Source organism: Magnetococcus sp. PR-3 (genome assembly GCF_036689865.1).
Classification (GTDB): domain Bacteria; phylum Pseudomonadota; class Magnetococcia; order Magnetococcales; family Magnetococcaceae; genus Magnetococcus.
Window position 1 is genome coordinate 384,578 of sequence record NZ_JBAHUQ010000001.1, and the last position, 26,998, is coordinate 411,575.

Below are 26,998 nucleotides of genomic sequence, written 5' to 3' on the forward strand. Positions count from 1 at the left end.
GTGGCTAAGCACGCATCATCCAATGATTGGTTTAAGCATTCAGACAACAAATCGGCTGAGTTTATAAGCCTGTTTGTTGATACGGATACGGTTCAGGTACCGAACATCCAATACCTGACCGCAGGGGATTTCCAAAAGGCTGGTGATGATCTGATCATCACCCATCCTGATGGCACTCAACTGACGGTTACAGGTTATTTTTCTGCAACCACCCCCCCGACACTGACAACCGCAGCTGGGCACACCACGTTGTTACCCGACATGGTGCAGATGTTGTTGCCACCCCCTGTGCATGCCACCTCACTGGTAGCCGGCCCCTCCATGTTTGACAGCGGCAATTTTGTGGCCGAAGAAGATCTGGAGCTTGTGGCCCATGTTGCACAACTGGCCGGCAAAGTGGTGGTTAAGGGGATTGACGGTTCATTACGCATTGTGGAAGAGGGCGACCCTGTCTTTGCTGGGGATGTCATCCGCACCACCACTGGTCAAGTTCAATTAAACTTGATTGATGGCGGTAAGTTCCAAATTGGTGAACATGGTCAAGCAGCCTTAGAGAGCCTGCTCTACAACCCTGAACAAGGGGAAGGTCAATTTAAAGCCACCGTCTTAGGGGGCTTTTTCAGCTACCAGTCGGGTGGCGTTGGCAAACTACACGCCCAAGCCCATACCACCATCCGCACCCCAGCCGCCATGATTGCTGTTCGGGGTTCTGAACTACAGGGTGAGGTAACGGAAACCGGTCAAACCACGGTTGTACACTTAGCTGGTATTTTGGAGATCGCAGATCCCTTCGGTAATGGCGTGGTTTCTCTAACCGAACCCGGACAGGCCACTGCGGTTACCTTTGGTGAACGCCCTGAGCCCGTCTTCCGGGCCAGTCAGCAGTTAATTCAACGCTTCAACCAACAACTGCCGACCCGTATTGAAAACCGAGACAACCAAGATGATGCCCAGCAGCAGGGCGAGCAAGAAGGCAACCAGGGTATTCCCGCCAACATCCTACTGGACATGGCTCGCCTCGCCATTGCCATGGATGATATGGGCATGATCCACTTGGGGGATCTTAATATCCCCCATTTAAATTTCCTATTTGATTTTGGTGATGAAGAGGATGAAGGGCCACGGCTGCGCCCCAATACACCGGATATTCCACCGCCCGCCTGGAAAGCTGACCTGCCAGAACTGGAAGCCACAGAAGATGCGATCTTTACCCAGACCATTATGGCGGAAGACCACATTGACCTAAAAGGCAACTCGCTGGCCAATGTGGAGATGGCGCTGGTCATTGAGACCGATGCGGCAGACCGCTTTACGGTCGTCCTTGAAGAGCCAGGGCAGTGGACACTCAGCGGCATGCCCAACAACGATGATGTGTTGCGCGGCGGCATTGACATGGTCTTGACCGTCAGTGCGGGGGGAAATGCTGGCAGTGATGGCAGTTACCGTTTTGCCATGTCCATTATTAACACCAATGATATGCCGGAGCTTGAGACCGAAGAGTCGCTCTTTTTGGTTCATGACAGTGCCGAGGATTCCAGTTACGTCACCTCCATCGATGAACTCACCGAGGATGAGACGTTAACCATCTTCCTAGGGACCAGTTTTGAACTTGGCCTCAACAGTGATGCTATTTCAGATGTCGACCCCAACGACACTTTAACCTGGGAGGCAACCTTAGCCGACGGCTCTGACCTGCCCAACTGGGTTTATCTTGGCATGGTGGCGGGGCAGCCAACCCTGCTGGGCAAACCTGTACGCGGCAGCGCCAGCACCACCGATGACTATACCATTCATCTAACGGCCAGAGATGCCGATGGTGAACTGGCGATTAACACCAGTGGTGGCGATGCTTACCTGACGCTGACCATTAATGTCAACGACCCCAACAGCACCCCTATTCTTGAGTTAGCGCCGGATGCATACAGCAGCGCGGAAGATAGCAGCTTTAGCTATACCATCCCCGACGGCACCTTTAGCGACCCGGACCAAGATGATCTAACCTACACCGCAACTCTGAGTGGAGGGGATGATCTACCCGATTGGCTCACCTTTGATGGCAGCACCGGTACGTTTTCCAGTATTTCCGGCAAACCAAGCAACAGTGAGGTTGGCACCCTTAACGTCACCGTCACCGCAACCGATTATGCTGGTGCGTCGGCCTCTACCAACCTCTCGTTGACCATCACCAATGTTAACGACGCCCCCACCACCACAGGTAGCATTGAGAACCAGACCGCCTATCTGGACCAGGGGTTTGATTTTACATTAGGTAGTGACCTTTTTACCGACGTCGACGCTGGAGATACCTTAACCCTTACCGTTACCCGCAGTGATGGTTCGCCCCTGCCCGACTGGCTGAGCTTTGATGACAGCACCGGCACCTTTACCGGTACCCCCACAGGGGATGAGACCACCTTTGCTGTTAAGATTACCGCAACCGATAGCAGCTTGGTTGAACAGACAACCGCATCGTTTGATCTCTCAGTAGAGGCACTGAACAGTGCTCCGACCAGTACCGGCCTGAGCACACAAACCGCCACTGAAGAGAGCAGCTTTGTTTACCAGATCCCATCCAATACTTTTAGCGATCCTGATGGAGACACCCTAACCTATAGCGCCACCCTTACAGGGGGGTCCACCCTTCCTGACTGGCTCAGTTTTGATGCCGCAACACGCACCTTTAGTGGCACCCCGAGCAATGATGATGTCACCACTCTTGCCATTACCGTCACAGCCAGCGACGCCCAAGAATCGGTCAGTGAAAGCCTCTCCCTGACCATTCAAAATGTCAACGACGCTCCGGTATTGATCACCGATTTGGAAGATCAAAGTGCCGATGCTGATGGTAGCACGCTCTTTCAATATGTCATCCCAGAGGGCAGCTTTGAAGATGTTGACCTTGGGGATAACTTAACCTATAGCGCCGCTTTGGCTTCAGGTGCGGCTTGGCCTGGCTGGTTAACCTTTACCGGTGAAACACAGACCTTTACCGGTACCCCAGAGCTGGCAGATATCGACACCTTGACCATCAAGGTAACCGCAACAGATGATGAAGGCGCAACGGCAACAGACACCTTCCAGATCATCGTCGATCAACCCAACAATGCCCCCACTTATGTGGCGGACACCCTGCTAGATCAAACCGATGTTCAGGAAGACGGTGCGTTCTCCTACACCTTTGACAGTGGCGCCTTTATTGATGATGACACCAACGACACCCTAAGCTATACCGCCACCCAACTGGATGGCAGCACCCTACCCGACTGGCTGACGTTTGATGCCGACACCCGCACCTTCAGCGGCACACCTGCGGATGAGAATGTCGGCACCTTCACGGTGAAGGTGACCGCAACTGATGATCGGGGAGACCACGACTCAGGCACCTATATCCTTACCGTCAACAACACCAATGATGCCCCGGAAATCATCAGTGGCATTAAGGATCAGATCGCCTATTCCGGCAGCAATGTCACCATTGATGCCGCTGCGACTTTTAGCGATCCTGACGGCGACACCCTGAGTTACAGCGCGGCACTGGTCAATGATGCAGCCCTACCCGACTGGCTGGTGTTTGATTCTAAGACGGTCAGCTTTAGCGGCATCCCCACCTCGGATTATGAAAACACCCTGCTGGGTATTAAGGTCAGTGCTGAAGATACCTCTGGCGTGGTCACCAGTGACTATTTTTACTTCATCATCTACCCCCCCAACGCGCTGCCGGAGGTTGCCAACGCTATCTCTACCTCTGTTGATAGCGCTACGCTCACGGCCATTGAAGATGAACTCTATATCTTCCAAATACCGTCAAACACCTTTAGCGATGCGGATGAAAGCTGGGATAACCTAACCTACAGCGCAACCTTAGCTGATGACTCTGCCCTACCAAGTTGGCTGTTTTTTGATCCAGGCACCCGTACGTTTGCGGGCAAACCAACCAATGACGATGTCAGCAGTAGTATCAACATTAAAGTGACAGCCAGTGATTTCTATGGCGAGAGCATTGATGACTTCTTCAGCTTGGTGGTCAGTAATACCAACGATGCCCCCACGGTTGATGTTGGCATTGAGGATCAAACCGCCTTTAGCCTGAACTACTTCACCTATAGCATCCCCACCGGTAGCTTTGGTGATGTCGATAGTGGGGATACCTTAAGCTATCAGGCCGAACTGCTCGATGGCTCGTCCCTACCCAGCTGGTTGAGCTTTGATGCCGAAAGCCAAACCTTTAGCGGCACAGCCTCCACCAGTGATGAAGGCTCCCTTCCCGTTCGTGTTATTGCCACAGATGGCGATAATGAATCTGTCAGCGATGTTTTCTTTTTAGAGATCGCCCCGCAGAACAACGCCCCAACGTTGCAAACAGCACTGACCAAACAAACGTTGGATGAAGACAGTTTCCTAAGCTATCAGTTTGACGAAGCCAGCTTTAATGACGCCGATGGGGATACGCTAACCTATAGTGCCACCCTGTTTGATGGCAGCAGCTTACCCTCCTGGCTCAGTTTTGATGGCTCAACACGCACCTTCAGTGGCACCCCAACCAATGATAATGTTGGGTCCATTATTGTTAAGGTAACGGCCACCGACCCCGATGGTGAAAGCTCAAGTAACAACTTCACCATACAGGTAGACAACACCAACGACGCCCCAACGCTAGACAACGCCATTGCCGATCAAACGGCCACAGAAGAGAGCTATTTCAGCTACCAACTGGCGACCGATGCCTTTGGCGATGAAGATGGGGATACCCTCACCTACACCGCAACCCTGGCGGATGGTAGTTCTCTACCCAGCTGGTTGAGCTTTGATAGCGACACCCGCACCTTTTTGGGCGATCCTCCTGTCTCCACAACCGGCAGTTCAACCGATTATTCCATTAAAGTAACCGCAACAGATGGTTCGAACAGTGCGGTTTCAGACATCTTTAACCTGACGGTTGAGCCCCCCAATACCACACCAACACTGGAAAATGCCATTGCTGATCAAACAGCAACGGAGGAGAGTGTTTATCTCTTCACATTCTCCAGCACAACCTTTGATGATAGTGACAGCGGCGACAGCTTAACCTATACCGCCACACTCCTTGATGGTTCGACACTTCCCAGTTGGTTAACCTTTGACGGGGATACCCGCACCTTCTTTGGCACACCAGCCAATGCCGATGTTGGCAGCCTGCAAATACTCATTACCGCTACGGATACCAAAGGGGCCACAGCCAGCGACACCGTGACCTTGGCCATTGCCGACAGTAATGACGCCCCCACCCTGGACAACGCCCTGGCCGATGCCAATGCGGAGCAAGATGATACCTTCTTCTTGAAGCTAAGCAGTACCAGCTTTAGTGATCAGGATAGTGGAGATACCCTGAGTTACACCCTCCAGCAGGCGGATGATTCTGATCTGCCCAGCTGGCTGAATTTTGATCCAGAGGGTTTAACCCTCAGTGGCACCCCAGGTAGTGGTGATGTAGGAACCCTGGCCCTAAAATTAACCGCGACAGATACCTCCAGCGCCAGCGTCTCAGACAGCTTTAATATTGTTATTCTTGATGCCAACGACGCCCCGACGGTAGCCAACGAACTGGCAAATCAAGATGCCACGGAAGATAGTAATTTTAGCTATACCGTGGCCGCCAACAGCTTTAACGATATTGACGGAGACACACTAACCTACAGCGCCACCCTGGAAGGCGGGGCCAGCTTGCCAGATTGGTTAACCTTTGACAGTGATACCCGTACATTCAGCGGCACCCCCACCAATGAGGATGTCGGCACCTTAACCGTTAAGATCACCGTGACCGACCCTCGGGGTAACAGCACGGCTGATGCCTTTGAGATCAGCATTGATAACGTCAATGACGCCCCTGTGGTCAGTGTTGCGCTGGAAGATCAAAACACCGACTACAACACCCCTTTTCAATACGGTATTGCTGCTGGCTCTTTAAGTGACAGTGACGTTAGTGACAGCTTAACCTACAGCGCCTCTCTGGCCGGTGGCACCGATCTCCCCACTTGGCTCACCTTTGATGCGGTTAGCCAAACCTTTACCGGCACCGCCAGCAGCAGTGATAGTGGCACCTTAACTGTACGGGTAACCGCAACCGATACCAGCGGCAGCTCAGTATCAGACAACTTCACCTTAACGGTGGAGGCCCCCAACAACGCACCGGTACTGGCCACGGCACTGACAGACCAAGATCTGAATGAAGATAATGCCTTTGTCTACCAGGTTCCCAGTACAACATTTACAGATAGTGATGGGGACACGTTAACCTACAGTGCCAACCAAATTGATGGCTCAGATCTACCCACTTGGCTGAGCTTTGATAGCGCCACCCGCACCTTCTACGGCACCCCTGACAATGCCGATGTTGGCACCTATCAGGTCAAAGTCAGCGCCAGTGATGGCGATGGTGCTTCCGCCGCATCCTCGTTTGCCGTCACCGTCAATAATGTAAATGACGCCCCAACCTTGGACGGCAACATTGCGGACCAGTTAGTCAGCTATGACAGCGCCTACCACCTGACACTGGATAGCGCTCTGTTTAGTGATCTGGATAGTGGCGACAGCTTAACCTATAGCGTCACAGACCTGGCCACCGGGGGGGATATTCCCACTTGGCTTAGTTTTGATGCCGCCAGCATCACCTTTAGTGGTACAGCCAGCAGCAGTGATATTGGCAGTAGTGGCATTAAAGTAACCGTCACGGATAGCAGCGGTGCCACGGCATCCGACAGCTTTACCTTAACGGTACAAACCCCCAACACAGCACCGGTGGTTGCCACAGCACTCACGGATCAAACGGCCACGGAAGATAGCCTGTTCTTTACCCAGATCAACAGCGACGCCTTTTCGGATGCCGATGGTGATAGCTTAACCCTCTCTGCCAGCAACCTCCCAACCTGGCTTAGTTTTGATGCCGATACCGGCCTGCTCTCCGGTACCCCTGCCAATGCGGATGTTGGTGCGGTTAGTGTGGTTATTACCGCGACGGACCCCTCAGGAGAGAGCGCCTCACAACAGCTCTCCATTACGGTTGATCAGACCAACGATGACCCTACGGTTGATCAAGGGACCACCAACCAAGAGGCGGTTCAAGGTTCAACGTTCAGCTATCAGTTGGCGGACAATGTGTTTGCCGATGAAGATATTGGGGATAGCTTAAGCATTACCGCTATCAACATGATCACAGGGGGGGCACTGCCTGACTGGCTCACCTTTGATCAGGATACCGGCACCTTTGACGGCACCCCGACCAGTGATGACCTGGGCACCGTGTTCGTTAAATTAACCGCCACCGATCTGGCTGGCGCCGCTGTTTCTGATACCTTTAAAATCCTGGTCTCAGAGACCTACACCGGTGCCTTTGTGGATAGTGAAGTCATTGGCATCAGCTATCAGGTTGGGGAAGATCAAACCCTTTACACCACAGGTAGCAGTGGTGACTTTAACTATAATGAAGGGGATACCGTCACCTTCTCCATTGGCGACATTGTTCTCGGATCGGTCACCGCCAGTTCCATCATTACCCCTTTGGATTTTGTGAGTGATGGTGACCTGGATACGGTCACCAACATGCTGCGTTTTCTGCAAACCCTGGATGAGGATGGCAACGCTGAAAATGGCATTACCATCACCCAGACCGCCATTGACGCTGCAACATCCGACACAGGCACCCCAATCACCATCGATTTTGAGCAAACGGTCACCGCCTTTGCCAGCGACGAAAACCTCTCCAGCTATTTGGAAGTTGCCACCGTGGGCAACACCACCACAGATAGCTCCGGCAAAACGACAAGCAATGAAACCAGCGCGTTAACCATTAGTAGTGAAGCCGCTTGGGAGCATTTTTCCGGTACTTTGGACGGGCTGGAAACCAGCACCGATTATGGTATTTTTACCACCACAGACGGCAACCCTGTGGCGGTAGAGGATCTCAGCTTCTCCTACAGCGTATCGCTGAGCGATATCACCAGTGACACCAGCGCAACCACCTTGAGCGTTACCCAGATTGATGGCAGCGCACTGCCCAGCTGGATGAGCTTTGATGCCGACACATTGACCTTTACCGGCACCCCAACCAATGATGATATTGGCAGCATTGCACTCAAGTTTGTGGCCAGTGACAGTACAGGCAGTAGTGTGGGCAGCACAATTGCGACCCTGGAAGTGGTCAACCGCAACGATGCCCCTGAGCTAACCACCGAACTGGCTGATCACACCACAGCGAGTGGCGAGAGCTTTACCTTTGAACTGGCCAGCGACACCTTTACCGATGTGGATGAGGGCGATGTCGTTACCCTAACCGCACAACTTGCAGATGGCTCTGCCCTATCCAGCAGCTGGCTCTCTTTTGATCAAGATACCGGCCTGTTTAGCGGTAACCCCGTGGTGGCGGACGCTGGGGTCACCAGTGTTGTCTTAACCGCAACGGATCGAGCTGGAGATACCGTCTCTGAGCTGTTTACCATTACGGTAACAACCCCCAACAGCGCCCCTTATATTGCCGATGAGAGTACCTTTACCAACCTCTCGGCCACCCAGGATAGTCGCTTTAGTTTCCGTTTTGATGCCGACACCTTCACCGATGATGAAGGGGATACCCTCACCTATAGCGCCAACACCCTTGAGGGGGGTGACCTCCCCAGTTGGCTGACCTTTGATGCCGATACCCGCACCTTTAGCGGCACCCCTGGAAGTGGTGATATTGATACGGTCAATCTTAAGGTCACAGCGACAGATCCCAGTGGTTTAACGGGCTCTATTGCCTTTAGCTTTGATGTGGCGGATATCAATGATACGCCTGTTGCCGCCAGCCTGTTCACCGCTCAGAGCGCCACGGAAGATACCCCATTCTTATATGCGGTACCCAGCGATCAATTTACCGATGTAGACAGCGGTGACACCTTAACCCTAAGCGCCGCCCAATCAGATGGAACGGCGCTCCCCAGCTGGCTAACCTTTGATGCGGAAACCGCCACCTTTAGCGGCACCCCCGCCGATAGCGATGCCGACCAACTCATTGTTCAGGTGACCGCCACAGACAGCCAAGGTGCAACCACCAGCAGTAGTTTTGCCCTATCCGTCACAGCGGTGAACGAGGGACCTGTTGCTGATGAGAGCGCTGTCACTGATTTAACCATATTGGAAGATGAAAGCTATGCCCTGTTGATAGGATCAGCCGGGATCTTTACCGATGCCGATGGCGATACATTGACCTACAGCGCCAGTGCGGTAACCAGTGATGCCGCACTGCCTGACTGGTTGGTTTTTGATAGCAGCACCGGCCTACTTAGCGGCACCCCAGGGGATGGCGATGCCGGCACCACAGGTATTAAGCTCACTGCCACCGACCCGACGGGGGACAGCGCCTCGGTCACCTACCAGCTGACCGTCACTGAAGTGAACGATGCCCCTGTGGTTAACCGTGATCTGGACAACCAAACCACAGACATCAACACGCGCTTCTCCTACCGCTTTGACAGTGACAGCTTTAGCGATGCGGATGGGGATACCCTCACCTACAGCGTTGAACAGGTAACCACCACCGGGATCAGTAGCCTACCCAGTTGGCTGGTTTTTGATGCGGACACCCGAACCTTCAGTGGTACACCAGATAGCGAGGCCAGTTATACACTACGGGTTACGGCCAGTGATGGTACCACCACCACATCTGACCTCTTCACCATTTCGGTCATCGACCCAAATGTTGCCCCAGAGGTTGCCACCGCCATTGAAAGCGCCGCCACCGATGCCGAGAGGACCGCAACGGAAGATAGCAACTTTGAGTTTGCGATTCCTGCCGGGACCTTTAGTGATGGCAACAGTGACAGCCTGATCTACACCGCCACGCAGGTTGATGGCTCCGCACTGCCGGATTGGTTGAGCTTTGATACCGACGCTCAGATCTTCTCAGGTACCCCAGTCAATGCCGATGTAGGTGACCTGACCATTAAAGTTACCGCCACAGACCCCAGTGGTGAAGCGGTCAGTGATTATTTCTCTCTTACCGTGGCCAACAGCAACGACACCCCTTATGTCGCCGGTGAGGTGAGTGATCAAGCCGCCATCAGTGATGAGAGTTTCCTCTTTCAGTTTGACAGCGGATTGTTTGGGGATTTGGATGTTGGGGATACCCTCAGCTACACCGCCACCCAAGCGGATGGTTCAGCCTTACCCGATTGGCTAACCTTTGACAGCGATGCCCGCACCTTCTCTGGCACTCCAGATAGTGGGGATGTTGCCAACCTGGTTCTTAAAGTAACCGCGAGCGATATAGCAGGCGCCACCATCTCGACCAGCTTCTCGCTGGATGTCACCGTGGTGAACAATGCACCGGTTGTCAGCATTAATCTGGATGATCAGACGATTGATGAAGATACCGCGCTGGACTACCAGTTTGAGAGCACAGCCTTTACCGACAGTGACAGTGGAGACAGCCTGACCTATAGCGCCACCCAAACCAATGGGAGCGCCTTGCCAGACTGGCTGAGTTTTGATGATGCCACCCGTAGCTTCTCTGGCACACCAAGCAATGATGATGTCGGCACCCTAACCATTAAGGTTACCGCCACAGATACCAGTGGCTTAAGTGTCTCCGATGTCTTTAAGGTCGATGTAGGCAACATTAACGATGATCCTACCCTGGTGACGGCAATTAGTGATCAACGGGCGGATATCAACACCGCCTTTACCTTCCAGCTTGCCGATGACCTGTTTAACGACATTGATGCAGGCGATAGCCTGACCTACAGCGCAACACTGGCCAACGGGGCCGATCTGAGCACAACCTGGATCAGCTTTGATGCACAGAGCCGACTGTTCCAAGGGGACCCCACCAGCAGTGATGAAGGTACGCTTTCCATTAAGGTCACGGTCACCGACCAAGAAGGTGTACAGGTTTCCGACACCTTCCAGATGGAGGTTATTGACCCCAACAGCGCCCCGATACTGGCCAATGAAATTGGGGCCCAAAGCGCGGATGAGGATGAGGCGCTAACGCTGCTTATTCCCACCAATACCTTTAGCGATGTGGATGGTGACAGCCTGACATTATCGGTCACCATGCAAGATGGCACCGCGTTGGCCCAGGGGGCCTCCTGGCTGAGCTTTGACAGTGACTCCAACACCTTTACCGGAACCCCGACCAATGATGATGTCGGCACCCTGTTCCTCAAGGTAACCGCCAGCGACCCCAGTGGTGCCACCGCTGTCGAGACCTTTAACCTCACCATTAATAACGTTAACGACGCCCCAACGCTGGATGCCAACATTGCCAACCAAGGGCTGGAAACCGGCGAGGTGATCCATCTCTATTTGGATGGCACCTACTTTAGTGATGAAGATGCCGATGACATCCTGACCTACAGCGCCAGCTTGGCCTCTGGGGCAGATCTGCCCGAATGGTTAAGTTTTGATGATGCCACAGCCTTGTTGACCGGCAGCCCCGAAAGTGCCAACGCAGGCAGCTACGACATTGTCATTACCGCGACTGATTTGGCAGGCGCGACCGCCACAGACCAATTTGTATTAACGGTGACAGATCCCAATGTGGCCCCTGAGGTGATTAATCGCATTGGTCAAGTAGAGGCCACTGAAGATAACTTCTTTAGCTACCAGATCTCTGCACTGACCTTTAGTGACGCCAATGCCAGCGATACACTCACCTACAGTTCAACGGGCTTGGGCGGCTCAGATCTACCCAGCTGGCTGAGCTTTGATGCCGCAACCCGGACCTTTAGCGGCACCCCGGATAATGATGCCGTTGGTACCCACTATCTAACGGTTAAAGCCAGTGATGATAATGGGCTCTCCGCGGCGGATGTCTTTACCATTGAGGTGGCCAACATAAACGATGGTCCTGAGCTGATCAGCGGCAAGGCCGATCAGACCGTCTATACCGATGAGAGCTTTGAAATCTCCTACGATAGCACGGCCTTTACGGATGCGGACGGGGACACGCTAACCTATACAGCAACCCTGAGCTCCGGTGCAGATCTTCCTGACTGGCTCACCTTTATCAGCTCGACCCGCACCCTGTATGGTAACCCCAGCATGAGTGAGACAGACACCGCTGTCTCGATTAAGGTGACCGTCAGCGATGGGCTTAGCACCGCCAGTGACACCTTTGCCATCTCTGTGGAGAATATTAATGATGCGCCGGTTTTGGCCAGCGCGATGGATGATCAAAGCGCAACGGAAGATAGCCCCTTCTCCTTCACCATTCCCAGCGGCACGTTTAGTGATAGCGATGTGGGCGATGGCGGGGATGAACTCAGTTTAAGCGCCACCTTGCTTAGTGGTAACGCGTTACCTGACTGGTTGAGCTTTGATACCGATACCGGCACCTTCAGCGGCACCCCCACCAATGATGAAGTTGGGGACATTACCATTAAGGTAATCGCCACCGACATGGCGGGCGAAAAAGCGGTTGATACCTTTACGTTGAACATTGCCAACAGCAATGATGCCCCCATCACGCAGGGCACCATTGATGCGCAAACCACCAGCTCGGGGGAACATCTTCTTATCAATTTGGATGATGCCCTGTTCTCCGATGAAGATGCTGGGGACACCCTGACCTTAAGCGCAACCTTGGCGGATGGAACCAACCTGAGCAGCGGTAGCAGCTGGCTGACCTTTGATGCGGACACCGGAACCCTCTTTGGGGCCCCGGTCAACAGCGATGCCGGTAGCTATACGGTCACCATTACCGCGACGGATTCTGCCGGTGCATCTGCCAACAGTAGCTTTACCCTGACTGTGGAAGCGGTCAACACCGCCCCTGTGCTGGCTTTGGACATTGAGAACCAGACCGTGGCCGAGGATGACCCCTTCTATCTGGATATTAGCCAGAACTACTTCAGTGACGCGGATGGCGATACCCTAACCTACACGGCCACCACCCAAAGTGGGGACGCCCTACCAAGCTGGCTGACGTTTGACAGCACCAGTGGCATTTTTAGTGGTAGCTCCAGTGATGGGGATGAAGGGAGCTTCCAGGTCAAACTCACCGCCACAGACAGCGGTGGGCTGAGTGTCTCAGACCTGTTCAGCATTACCGTCACCAATGTCAATGATGCCCCCATCCTGGCCCAAGCGATTGAAGACCAGTATGCCGAGAAAGATACCGGCTTTGATTTCGCCCTGCCCGATGGCAGCTTCACCGATGCAGATTTGGCGGATACCCTGAGCTATAGCGCGACCTTGGTCGATGGTTCAGCACTGCCAGACTGGCTCTATTTTGATGCCGACACCGCCCTGTTTACCGGTGTACCCAGCGAGACCGACCTGGGTGCTATTGTCATCCGCATTACCGCAACAGATGGTGAAAGCAGCGCTTCAGGCACCTTTATTATTGATGCCATCGACCCCAATACCGCGCCTGTGGTTGAAACCGCCATTATGGCCAACACAGCGGTTAGCGATGTTGAACGTACCGCCGATGAAGATGCCAGCTTTAGCTTTAGCATCCCTTCAGACACCTTCTTTGATGCCGATGGGGATGTGCTCACCTACAGCGCCACCCTGGCGGATGGTTCTGCGCTACCCAGCTGGTTAAGCTTTAGTGGAGATACCTTTAGCGGCACCCCTGTCAATGAAGATGTCGGCCAGATCACCATTAAGGTCACCGCCACCGACGACAGTGGAAAAAGCACCGCCTCGAACGTGGTTCTCATTGTCGCCAACACCAACGATGCACCTGAAGTGGGCACCGCCATTGAAAATGCCAGCGGTGAGATTGAAAACCACTTTGAGTACGCCCTGGACAGCGGTGCCTTTACCGATGTGGATGTAGACGACACGTTAACCTTAACAGCGACTTTGGCGGATGGTAGCGCCCTACCCAGTTGGTTGTCCTTTGATAGCAGTACCGGGACCTTTGCCGGTATTCCACAATCCGGTGACGATGGTGACTTAAGCATTTCTGTCACAGCTACAGACCAAGCAGGCGCCACTGCCAACCAGAGCTTTAACCTTTCGATCATCGACCCCAACGACGCCCCTGAGGTTGACCAAGGCTTGGCCGCACAAACCAGCCTGGAAGATGATAGCTTCAGCTACACCATCCCCAGCGATGCCTTTAGTGACGCCGATGGTGATACCCTAACCTACAGTGCCACGCTTATTGATGGATCAGAGCTACCCAGCTGGCTCAGCTTTGATGGCAGCACCTTCAGTGGTTCACCGGGTAATGATGAAGTTGGTACGATCACCATTAAAGTCACAGCCACAGACCCCGATGGTGCAAGCCAGGCGGATGCGTTTAACCTGACCATCACCAATACCAACGACGCCCCAACTCTGGTGACAGAGATCTCGGATCAGGTCGCCTTTATCAATGCTGGTTTTGAATTTGGTATTCCAGCAGGCACCTTTGAGGATGTCGATCTTGATGACACCCTCACCTACAGTGCAACCCTGGAAAATGGCGGTGACCTGCCCGACTGGCTGGCGTTTGACAGCGACAGCGGCACCTTTGGTGGGGTACCGGTTGAGAGCGATATTGGCAGCATTTCCGTCACGGTTACCGTAAGCGACAGCAACGGCGCATCCGCTAACGACACCTTGACGCTAGAGATCAGAGACCCTAACACCGCCCCGGTTTTGAACACCAACCTGGTCGATCAAACCATTGATCAGGATGTGAGCTTTAGCTACACCATTGCCACAGACAGCTTTAGTGATGCCAACACCGATGACAGCCTAACCTATACCGCCACCCTGCTGGACGGTACGGATCTGCCCAGCTGGTTGAGTTTTGATGGAGCCAGCCAGAGCTTTAGCGGCACCCCCACCAATGATGATGTTGGGCTTATTAGTGTTAAGGTGACCGCCACGGACCAAGGGGGTAAACAGGTCTCTGACATCTTTACGGTCACCACAGACAATGTGAACGATGCCCCTGTGGTTTCAGTCGCACTAACCAGCCAGGGCGCCAGTGAGACCCTGCTGACTGATGCGGCCTACAGCATGACCCTGGATGCGGGGACCTTTAGTGATGTCGATCGTAACGACACCCTAACCTTCACCGCGGCTTTGGAAGATGGTAGCGCCCTACCCGACTGGCTGAGTTTTAATGCCGATACCCTGACATTCTCTGGAACACCTGCAACGGAAGATATTGCCACACTCATTATTGTGGTTCAGGCGGATGATGGCCAAGCGACGGTCAGTGATCAGTTCACCCTGAACATTGAGCAGACCAATCTCGCACCACTCTTGGCGAGTGAAATCACCGATGTTTCCAGCGGTATTGTGGAAGATAGCCCGGTTGATTTTTCAGTCGCCTCTTACTTTAGCGACCCCAATGCAGACACCTTAACCTACAGCGTCACCCAGCTGGATGGCTCAGCCCTACCAGACTGGATGAGCTTTGATACCGCAAGTGCCACCTTTACGGGTACACCGCTTAATGCCGATGTCGGCACCGTAACGCTTAAGGTGACCGCCACCGACCCAGGTGGTTTAGCTGTTTCAGATATCTTCCAGCTCACCGTCGATAACAGCAATGATGCCCCGGTTGCCAGCGATGGTAGCCAGAACCTGTTTGAAGATGGCTCCTACAGCTTTAATGAAGCCAAGTTTACCGATTTGGTCAGTGATGATGATGGCACCAACCCCACACTGATCAAGCTGGTATCCTTACCTGACAACGCGACCCTTTACTTTGATGGCACCGCCATTACTGACCTGTCAAACCCTGAGAGCATTGCCTTAGCGGATATCAGTAAACTGAGCTTCACCCCAGATAGCGAGTGGTCTGGCACCACCAGCTTCCAGTGGACAGCTTATGATGGTGAAGCCTACTCCAACACCTCGACCCTGACCTTTGAGGTTACCTCCGCCAACGACTATCCTCACCTGATCTCCGTGGCCAACAGCGACCAAGCCATTGATGAAAATCAGGATACCAGCGCAGGTCTGTTTGTGGGTGGCATTACCGTTAGCGATGTCGATGATGGCGACACCCACACCCTGGAGATCAGTGGTGGTGCTGATAGCGCATACTTTGAGCTGCGGGGTACCGATCTCTACTTAGTGGCAGATACGGTATTGGATTTTGAGGCCCAATCCAGCATGGAGGTGGTGTTAAAAGCCACCGACAGTGGCGACCCTGGCCTACCCCTGTCTCAAACGTTTGTCTTTGATATTGCCGACCTGAATGACAGCCCTACCGATGTCACGTTGCTAGGAAGCTCCCTTGCAGAGTCGGGTGACCCCGGTGCATCCAGCGCCCCCATCAGCATTGGCACGGTGACGGAGGTGGATGAAGATGCGGTGGATAGCCACACCTTTGCCGTTACAGGTGGCAGCGGATATGGCCTGTTTGAAGTGGATGGAACCACCCTTCAGCTCAAAGCTAATATTGAGCTGGACTTTGAGTCCATCACCGAATACACCGTCGAAGTCACAACCACCGACAGCGGTACGTTAACTGCGGCACAAACCTTTACCATAACGGTCACCGACGAGAACGAGCTGCCCTATTTGGTCCATGCTCTGGCAGATGTGGATGCCACAGAGAATGTGCTGTTCACCTACACCTTCCTCTACAGTGATTTTGCCGACGATGATGCGGGGGATAGCCTAACCTTTAGCGCCACTCTAAGCGATGGCTCCGACCTACCCACTTGGTTGAGTTTTGATGCGGAAGCTCTCCAGTTCTCTGGCATTACCGACGAAGCTGCAGAACCGATTGAGATCACCGTCACCGCAACAGATACAGGCGGAAAAACCGTCAGTGACAGTTTTGATATCGACATCATCCGTGATGGTATTTTTGTCGACAGCGCGGTAGGTGGTGCCAGCTTTAGCAGTGACAGCCAGGGTGGATCGACCGGCAGTGACGGTATGTTCTACTATAAAACCGGGGAGACTGTGACCTTCTCCATCGGTGATATTGTACTGGGCAGTGCTGAAGTCGATTCCATTTTGGGTCCTGATGATTTTATTGGGCTCTCTGATGATGCTGTGATCAATGTGCTGCGCTTCCTGCAAACCATTGATGAAGATGGCGACAGCAGCAATGGCATTACCATTTCAAGTGAAGCCATCGCCCAAGCCAGCGGTGTCAGCATTGATTTTGAACAGAGCCTGGATGCCTTTGGCAGTGACACCACCCTTTCCAGCTACCTGAGTGATCTCGGCAGTGCCACCAGCACCACCCTGACCCTGATGGGAGGGGAAGAGGCGCGGGATCACTTTATCTTCAGCACACTCAACAGCCATGCCCCGTTCACCGCTTTGGCGCTGGATAATCAGCAGGTTGATGAAAACACCGACACAACCGATCCACTGTTGGTTGGCACCCTAAGTGAAACCGGTACCGTTGCTGGCACCGTGACCTATGCCATTACCGGCGGCCCGGATATGGACAGTTTTATCATTGAAAATGGTCAGTTAAAATTTGCTTCCGGCAGCGTGCTTAACCATGAAACGCAGGATGTTTATGAGGTGGATGTTGAGGTCCGTGAAGCGGGTTCTAACCTTCCCTTCACCCAAACCTTCTTCATAGACGTTAATGATATTAACGATACACCAACACCGGTAGATGATACCGCCAGTTCCGATGAAGATGTGGTCTGGACCATCACCCAAGAAGAGTTACTGATTAATGATGGGGATGAAGATCTTGGTGTGGGCGACATTTTAACCGTCACCAACCTGGTCTTGAACGATGCGGTTGATGGCACCCTGGTGGATAACGGGGACCATACCTGGAGCTTTACCCCAGGTAGCCTGCTGCAGACCATGACTGCAGCCGACCAGAGCGATGTGCTGATGACCGCCACCGTAACGGATACGGCAGGTGTCTCAGTCACCAACACGGTTACCCTGACCGTCACAGGCATTAACGATGCTCCGACCCTAACCAGTTACCCCGCAACACCCACGGCTGAGACCATTGCTGAAGATAGCGCCATCACACTTAGCCTCTCATCGGTATTAAGCTACCTGGAAGCTCAAGGCACTGTGATTGGGGATGTCGACAGCGATCTCCACGGCTTTGTCCTCTACCTGGAAGATAGCAACCTAACCGTCAACTACACCCCTGGAGAGGGCAGTAGCAGCAGTGAAGGTTCCCCCACCCAAAGCAACGCCCTGCTGGTTGGTAGCACAGACAGCGTGACCCTGGCCCTGCCCACCGATCTTTCCGGCGCGCCAACCATGCATCTGCGTATTTGGGATGGCAGTGGAGCACAGGTTGCTGGCGAGCGTGTGGACCTAACCACCACCAGCATGGATGATACTGGGGTCTTCTCGGAACAACTGATCTCCATTCCCCTGGATATCACCCCTGTTGCCGATACCCCCAACCTCACCGCCGCCGATATTACGGGGGATGAAGATGCCACAAGTATTGCCCTGGATATTGCCAGTGCGGTTACGGATGTTGATGGCTCTGAATCCATCACCTCCATCGAAATCACTGGTGTTCCCTCAACGGTAACGTTGAGCGCAGGCGAGCTGAACCAGGATGGTAGCTGGACCTTGGCGGCCAGTGATCTGGAGGGTTTAACCGCGACGGTTGCATCCGACCTGTCTGGTCAATGGACCTTCACCATTGTCAGCCATGTGCTGGATAGTGATGCCGACACAGGAAGTGACACCACCAGCAACAGCACCGACTTTGTCTTTACCACCTCCCCTGTGGCCGATGAGGTGACCTTCACCAGTGGCAGTGCGTCAGGGCAAGAAGATAGCTGGATCGACATGGTCTCCAGCTTCACCTTGCAAGATCTGGATGGCTCAGAGTCTATCTCTGCCATCACCCTGACGGGCCTGCCAGATGGGGCAACGCTGCAACGTAATGATGGCACCTCAATCACCATCGATAGTGCGCAAGACGCCGTTATCGACTTGGTAGATCTGGTGAACCATGGTGATGGTAGCTACACCCTGAGCAACCTACAGATCAAGCCCCCGGCCGATAGCAATGTGAACTTCACCATCGGCATAGATGTGACCACCACCGATAACAACGGGGTCACCAGCAGCACGCAAGTAACCAGTGGCACCATTGATGTCACCGTCTCATCGGTGGCCGACGCACCAAGCCTGACACCGATTGATGTGAGCGGCTTGGAAGATGCCGCCACCATCGCTCTGGATATCAGCACCGCTGTGACCGATGTGGATGGTTCTGACAGCATCACCTCCCTGGTCTTCAACGATGTACCCGCCAGCGTCACCTTTAATGCTGGCACCCTGAATAACGATGGCAGTTGGACCCTGCAACCGAGCGATCTTGCGGGTTTAACCGTTACCGTGCTGGGGGACCTCTCCGGTCCCTTTACCATGGGCGTCACCAGCTATGTGTTGGATAGCGACAGTGATAGCGGTGGCGATGACACCACCAGCAGCAGTGCCAACTTCACCCTGACCGTAAACCCTGTGGCCGATGAGGTGACCTTCACCAGTGGCAGTGCGTCAGGGCAAGAAGATAGCTGGATCGACATGGTCTCCAGCTTCACCTTGCAAGATCTGGATGGCTCAGAGTCTATCTCTGCCATCACCCTGACGGGCCTGCCAGATGGGGCAACGCTGCAACGTAATGATGGCACCTCGATCACCATCGACAGTGCGCAAGACGCCGTTATCGACTTGGTAGATCTGGTGAACCATGGTGATGGTAGCTACACCCTGAGCAACCTACAGATCAAGCCCCCGGCCGATAGTGATGTGAACTTCACCATCGGCATAGATGTGACCACCACCGATAACAACGGGGTCACCAGCAGCACGCAAGTAACCAGTGGCACCATTGATGTCACCGTCTCACCCGTGGCCGATACACCAACCTTAAGTGCGGCTGCTATCACCGGCAATGAGGATGCCACCACCATCAGCCTGGATATCTCCACAGCGGTGACCGATGTCGATGGCTCTGAGGTCATCTCCTCCGTTGTTGTCAGCGATGTACCGAGCAACATCACCTTGAGTGCAGGCAGCAGCGATGGTGCAGGAAGCTGGACCTTAACCCAAGCACAACTGGAGGGATTGACAGCCACGGTGGTGGAACAGAATTCGGGTCAGTGGACTTTCGGTGTCACCAGCCATGTTCTGGATACCGATGCCGATACCGGAGATGGAACCAGCACCACCAGCACCAGTACGGATTTTGTCTTTACCGTTACACCAGATGCCGAGCCCATTACCTACACCACCACCGCCGCCAGTGGGTTGGAAGATAGCTGGATTGACCTGGACATCCAATTCACCCATCCCGATCAGGATGGATCAGAAGCCATTGATCAGATCACCCTAACAGGATTCCCCACCGGCAGCGCGTTGCAAATGGATGATGGCACAGCCATTTCCATCACCAATGGCAGTGCCACCATCTCTACGGCATACATGACGACAGTAGGCGATGGCAGCTATAATCTAAGCGGCTTGCAGGTCATGGCGCCGCTGAATGACAACAGCGACTTCCCCCTTGTTTTGGAAGTGACCACCCTGGACAGCTTTGTCGATCAGTATGGTGGGGTGTATAGCGATACGGAGACCACCACGACCAGCTTTGTGGTAGATGTCGGCTCCTTGGCTGACACGCCAGATGTCGTTGGGGTTAATGCCTCTGGCAACGAAGCTGAAGCCACCATCGCCCTGGATATCAGCACGGCTGTGACCGATAGTGATGGGACCGAATCCATCACCAGCATCGATATTGCGGGTCTACCCAGCAACATCACCCTCTCTGCAGGGGCGATCAATGAGGATGGAAGCTGGACGCTGGATCCCACAGAGCTGGATGGGTTACAGGCCATTTTGGGAGATTTTGCCTCAGGTCTGTTTACCCTAACCGTGACCAGTCATGTACTGGATGTGGATGGGGATGACACCGCCGATAACACCACCACCACAGGCACTACCACCTTTACGTTGGAAGTCGCCCCACGTGCCGACGGTGTCTCCATTGACCCAGGCTCTGCCACGGGTACAGAGGATATATGGGTCACTGTTTCTGAGCCCACCTTTGAGATTGTTGATGTCGATGGTTCAGAAACCATTACAGGGATTACCTATAAATCAATCCCCGATGGTGTGCAGTTGCGTATGGTGGACGATGCCGATACCAACAGCTACACCTACCTCACGGTGGATAGTAATGGTGAGGCCATTGTTCCCTTAAGCTATTTGGTTGAAACCAGCACCGCTAATATCTACACCCTGACAGATATGGAAATTTTGCCCAGTGCGGATCTGAGCGAAAACTTCTCGTTGGGGATTCATGTAGAGACCACCGATAACAATGGCAACACCGTTGATACCGTCATTGATGACAGTGCGTTAACGGTTACGGTCTTCAGTGACGCTGACACCCCTGACCTTACGGCGAATGATGTCAGCGGGTTGGAAGATGCCACCACCATCGCCATGGACCTCTCCACCGCGGTGGTGGATACCGATGGTTCTGAGAGCATCACCTCGGTGGTGATTGATACTGTCCCCACCACGGTGACCTTTAGTGCAGGCACCAACAATAATGATGGCACCTGGACCTTTAGCCAAGCTGAGCTTACCGGCCTGACGGCAACCGTGGATACCCACATCTCCGGGCTCTTTACCATGGGGGTTACCAGCCACCTGCTGGATAGTGACCCAGATAGTGGTGGAGATGACACCACAACGAACTATGACACCTTTACCCTCACCGTAAACCCAGATGGGGATGAGGTCACTTACACGTCGGGCTCTGCCAGTGGTGTGGAAGATAGCTGGACAGATATTACCAGTAGCTTTGTGTTGCAGGATCTGGATGGCTCGGAAGTCGTCAGCGATGTGTTGATTACCGGTCTACCCAGCGGCAGCGCCTTGCAGATGGACGATGGTACCGCCATCACCATTACCGGAACCAGTGCCACCATTCCCATGGCCTATGTGACCGATAATGGGGATAACAGCTACAGCCTTAACGGCCTGCAGATCATGTCACCGCTGCATGATAACAGCGATTTTGTCTTGGGTATTACCGTCACCACCACCGATGATAATAATGCCACGACCCATACCCAAACCACCGACAGTACCATCTCTGTGCACATGGGTTCGGTCGCCGACGCCCCCAACCTGACCACCAATGATGTGACGGGCCTTGAAGATGCCACCACCATCGCCATGGATATGGTCACCTCTTTGGTGGATGCAGATGGTAGCGAAACGATCACCTCCGTGGTGATCGACAGCGTACCCGATACCGTCACCTTTAATGCGGGCACCAACAATAATGATGGCAGCTGGACCTTTGCCGCCACCGATCTACCCAGCTTAACGGTCACGGTAGATACCCACATCTCCGGGCTCTTCACCATGGGGGTCACCAGCCATGTGGCCGATGATGATCCCGATGTGGTTGGGGCATCCAGTGACGATGATACAGCCTCTACCTACACCAGCTTCACCCTAACCGTCACCCCCGATGCTGACTTGGTTACGTTCACCGCTGGGGATGGTAGTGGACTGGAAGATAATTGGTTTGATGTTAACTCAAGCTTTGTCTTGCAAGACTTAGATGGATCAGAGAGTGTCACCGCTGTTCAGCTCACAGGCCTGCCCTCTGGCGCGGCCTTACAGATGAGTGATGGCACCGCCATTACTATTGATGGCAGCCAAAATGCCATCATTGATATGAGCCACGTCACGGATCTTGGCAGTGGCTCCTACAACCTGAGCGGCTTGCAGATCCAAGCCCCTGCAGACAGCAACGTTAATTTTACGGTGGGTATTACCGTCACCACCACCGATGACAACGGGTCCACCCAAAACACCCAGACCACCGATGGTACCTTAAGCTTTACCGTCACCTCCGTGGCCGACACCCCCACCCTGACCAGTGGAGATGTCGGGGGTAATGAGGATGCCACCACCATCGCCATGGATATTGCCACCGCCCTGCTGGACACCGATGGTAGTGAAGAGATCGCTTTGGTGGTTATTGATTCCGTACCCGATACGGTCACATTCAATGCCGGTAGTAACCACAACAATGGGACCTGGAGCTTCTTCCAGTCTGATCTTACCGGCCTAACCGCTACGGTGGACGCCCACGTTTCCGGGCAGTGGAACTTCGGGGTTACCAGTCACGTACAGGATCTGGACAGTGATGCTGGTGGCAACGACACCACCAGTTACTACTCAGACTTTACCCTGACGGTGGATGCCGATGGGGATGAGGTTACCTTCAATAGTGGCAGTGCCAGCGGCCTGGAAGATAGCTGGATCGATGTTGATACCAGCTTTGTACTGCAAGATCTGGATGGTTCGGAAGCGGTAACGAATGTTCTGATTACCGGTATTCCCACCGGTAGCCTGTTGCAGATGGATGATGGCACCGCCATTACCATTGTAGGTACCAGTGCCACCATACCCATGAGTGAAGTCACGGTACTGTCCAATGGCAACTACAATCTGACGGGCTTACAGATCCAAGCGCCAGCAGATACAAACGATAACTTCACCTTGGGTATCACCGTCACCACCACAGACGATAATGGTGTGGCCAGCAACACCCAAACCACCAGCAGCACCATTGAGGTTACGGTAACATCTGTCGCCGACACCCCTACCCTGACCAGTGGTGATGTCGGGGGTAATGAGGATGATGCCTCTATAGCCCTGAACATAACCACCGCGGTGGTGGATACCGATGGTTCCGAGGTCATTGACCACGTTATTATCGATTCTGTGCCCGATACAGTCACCTTAAGTGCTGGTAGTGATGATGGTAATGGATCATGGACCCTGTCTCAGGCAGAACTCAGCGGCCTGACCGCCACGGTCGATGCCCACGTCTCCGGCCAGTGGACCCTGGGTGTCACCAGCCATGTGCTGGATACCGACCCCGATAGTGGGGGTAACGATACCACCACCTACTATTCCGACTTTATCCTCACCACCGATGCTGATGGTGATGAAGTCACCTTTAATACCGGTACTGCCAGTGGTTTGGAAGATAACTGGATCGATATCGACGCCAGTTTTGTCTTACAGGATCTGGATGGATCAGAGAGTGTCACCAACGTAGAGATCAGTGGCATTCCCGCAGGCTCCCTGTTGCAGATGGACGATGGCACGGCCATTACCATTACGGGCACCAGTGCCACCGTTCCCATGAGTGAAGTCACAGCGCTGGCGGGTGGCAACTACAACCTAACCGGTTTGCAGATCAAGCCCCCTGCGGATAGTAACAACAACTTCCAACTGGGCATTACCGTCACCACCACCGATCATAACGGTGTGGCCAGCAATACCCAGGATACCCTGGGCACCATTGATGTGACCGTTGCGACCGTCGCCGATGCGCCTACCCTGGTGAGTAATGCCATAACCGGGTTGGAAGACGCAGCCACCATTGCCGTCGATATAACCACCGCGGTGGTGGATGTAGACGGGACTGAATCCATCACCTCTGTCGTCATCGACACGGTACCGGATAACATCACCTTCAGCGCTGGCACGAATAATGGTGATCAGAGCTGGACCTTCACCCAGGCAGAACTTACGGGCCTGACCCTAACCGTTGCGGGGGATCTGAGCTACCAGACCACCATGGGGGTCACCAGTCATGTCTTGGATACCGACCCGGATGCCGAGGCCAGTGACACCACCACCACCACGAATGACTTTATACTCACCGTAGACCCGGTTGCCGATGGTGTTAGCATTGTTGCAGGCAGTGGGACGGGTGTGGAAGATAACTGGATCACCATTACGGAGCCCACCTTTACCCTTTTGGATACCGATGGTTCAGAGAGTATTTCATCGGTCTACCTAACAGGTATTCCATCAGGCTCACAGCTGAAGATGAGCGATGGCACCACACTGACCATTGATGGCGACCAGGAAGCCCTGGTACCGCAGGCCTATGTCATTGCAGCAGGCGCTGCCAACACCTATACCCTTGATGGTTTAGAGGTTCTGCCCCCCAGCGACAGCAATGTTGACTTCACCTTGGGGGTTCGTGTTACCACCATCGATACCAACAGCGTGACCTCTGACAGCCTAACCAACACCAGCACCATTGCGGTGACGGTTACCAGTGATACCGATGAGCCCGCATGGACGGCCACCGATATTACTGGTTTGGAAGATGCCAGCACGATTGCTGTGGCTATTGATGCTGCGGTTACCGATGTGGGTGGCACAGAAACCATCACGGCCGTCACACTAACCGGTGTTCCTGCCTTTATCAGCTTCTCCGCAGGCAACGATAATAACAATGGGACCTGGAGCCTGACCCACGCCGAGCTTACCGGACTGACGGCAACGGTTAATGGCGACCTCTCCGGGCAATGGACCATTGGTGTGACCATTGATCTGCTGGATACCGATGCCGACAATGCCGCGCATAACCATACCCTTAGCCGTTCCCTGACCTTTGATCTCACCTCCACACCCGTCTCTGACGGTGTGACCATTGTCGATGGCAGTGCCGTAGGGATAGAGGATCAGTGGATTGCGGTCACTGAGCCCACCTTTGAGATTGTGGATACCGATGGATCTGAAACCATTACAGGGGTTACCTTGTCAGGCTTCCCCTCTGGCAGCCAGTTTAAGGTAAGCGATGGCACGATCCTGACCATCACCGGTAGTGAAGCAGAAGTACCCATGGCCTATGTGGTTGCTGCAGGCCCTGCCAACACCTACACCATCAATGGCCTACAGGTGATGGCCCCAGCCGATAGTAACAATAACTTTACAGTCACCGTTACGGTCGACACCCAAGATACCAACAGCCTTACCACCACCACCCGGAGTGATACCGGCAGCTTTACCGTTGATGTCAGCTCCGAAGCAGATGCACCGAACGTGAGTGCTGCCGATGTCAGTGGTTTGGAAGATGCCGCCACCATCGCCCTGGATGTGACCACGGCTGTGGTGGATACCGATGGATCAGAGAGCATCTCTCATGTCGTGTTCAGCAGTGTACCCGACACAGTCACCTTAAGTGCCGGTACCAACAATGGGAGCGGCGTCTGGACCTTAAGCCAAGCTGAGCTCACCGGCCTGACCGCCACCGTGAATGAACACATCTCCGGCGCCTTCACCCTGACGGTAACCAGCCATGTGTTGGATAGTGATCCCGAAAGTGGTGATGACACCACCACCAGCGCCACCAGTTTTACACTGACGGTAGATCCCGTGGCGGACACGATCACCTATCTTACCGAGAGTGGCAGCGGGTTGGAGGATAACTGGATCTCCATTGACAGCAGCTTCACCCTGGTGGATCTGGATGGTTCAGAGTCGGTCTCTGCGGTGACGCTGAGCAACATTCCCACCGGCAGCCAATTAAAGGTTGGCAGCGGTGATGCTGTCACCATTAATGCTGGCAGTGCCGCCATTGATATGGGGTACGTCACCGACCATGGTGACGGTAGCTACAGTATAGATGGTCTGGCCCTTATGCCCCCGGCCGACAGCAGCAGCGACTTCCTGTTGGATATCTCAGTTACGGTGCTTGATGATAACGGCGTGACCCAAGACAGCCTTGGCACAGCCGGTGAGATCACCGTTGAAGTAACCTCAGTGGCAGACACCCCTTCCCTAACCAGTAACGATGTTGTGGGCACCGAAGATGCCGCCTCCATCGCCGTGGATATCTCCACCGCGGTGGTTGACATTGATGGCACCGAATCCATCACCTCGGTGGTGATCGACAGTGTGCCCAGTGGCATGACCTTTAGTGCAGGAAGCGACAACTCAGACGGCACCTGGACCTTTGCCGCCACCGAACTGGCCACCCTGACCGCCATCGTTGCCGGGGATCAATCCGGCGTCTGGACCTTGGGTGTCACCAGCCATGTGCTGGATAATGATATCGATACCGCCGGTAGCGGCAGTGACGACACCACCAGCACCAGCAGCAGCTTTACCTTGACAGTCAACCCCGATGCCGATGAGGTTACGGTCACCAGCAACGCCAGCAGCGGCCTGGAAGATAGCTGGATTGATGTGGTGGCAGGCTTTGACCTGCAAGATATCGATGGTT

At 53.9% G+C, this 26,998-nt stretch carries 1 protein-coding gene (only partly in view); it reads left to right on the top strand.

Annotated features, from left to right (window positions below; genetic code table 11):
- On the top strand, nt 1–26,998 hold the 5' end (the start) of the coding sequence (locus V5T57_RS01435; RefSeq protein WP_332889367.1) for a putative Ig domain-containing protein. It continues 31,058 nt past the right edge of the window; the window shows 26,998 of its 58,056 coding nt (coding positions 1–26,998); the start codon lies at nt 1–3; the stop codon falls past the right edge of the window.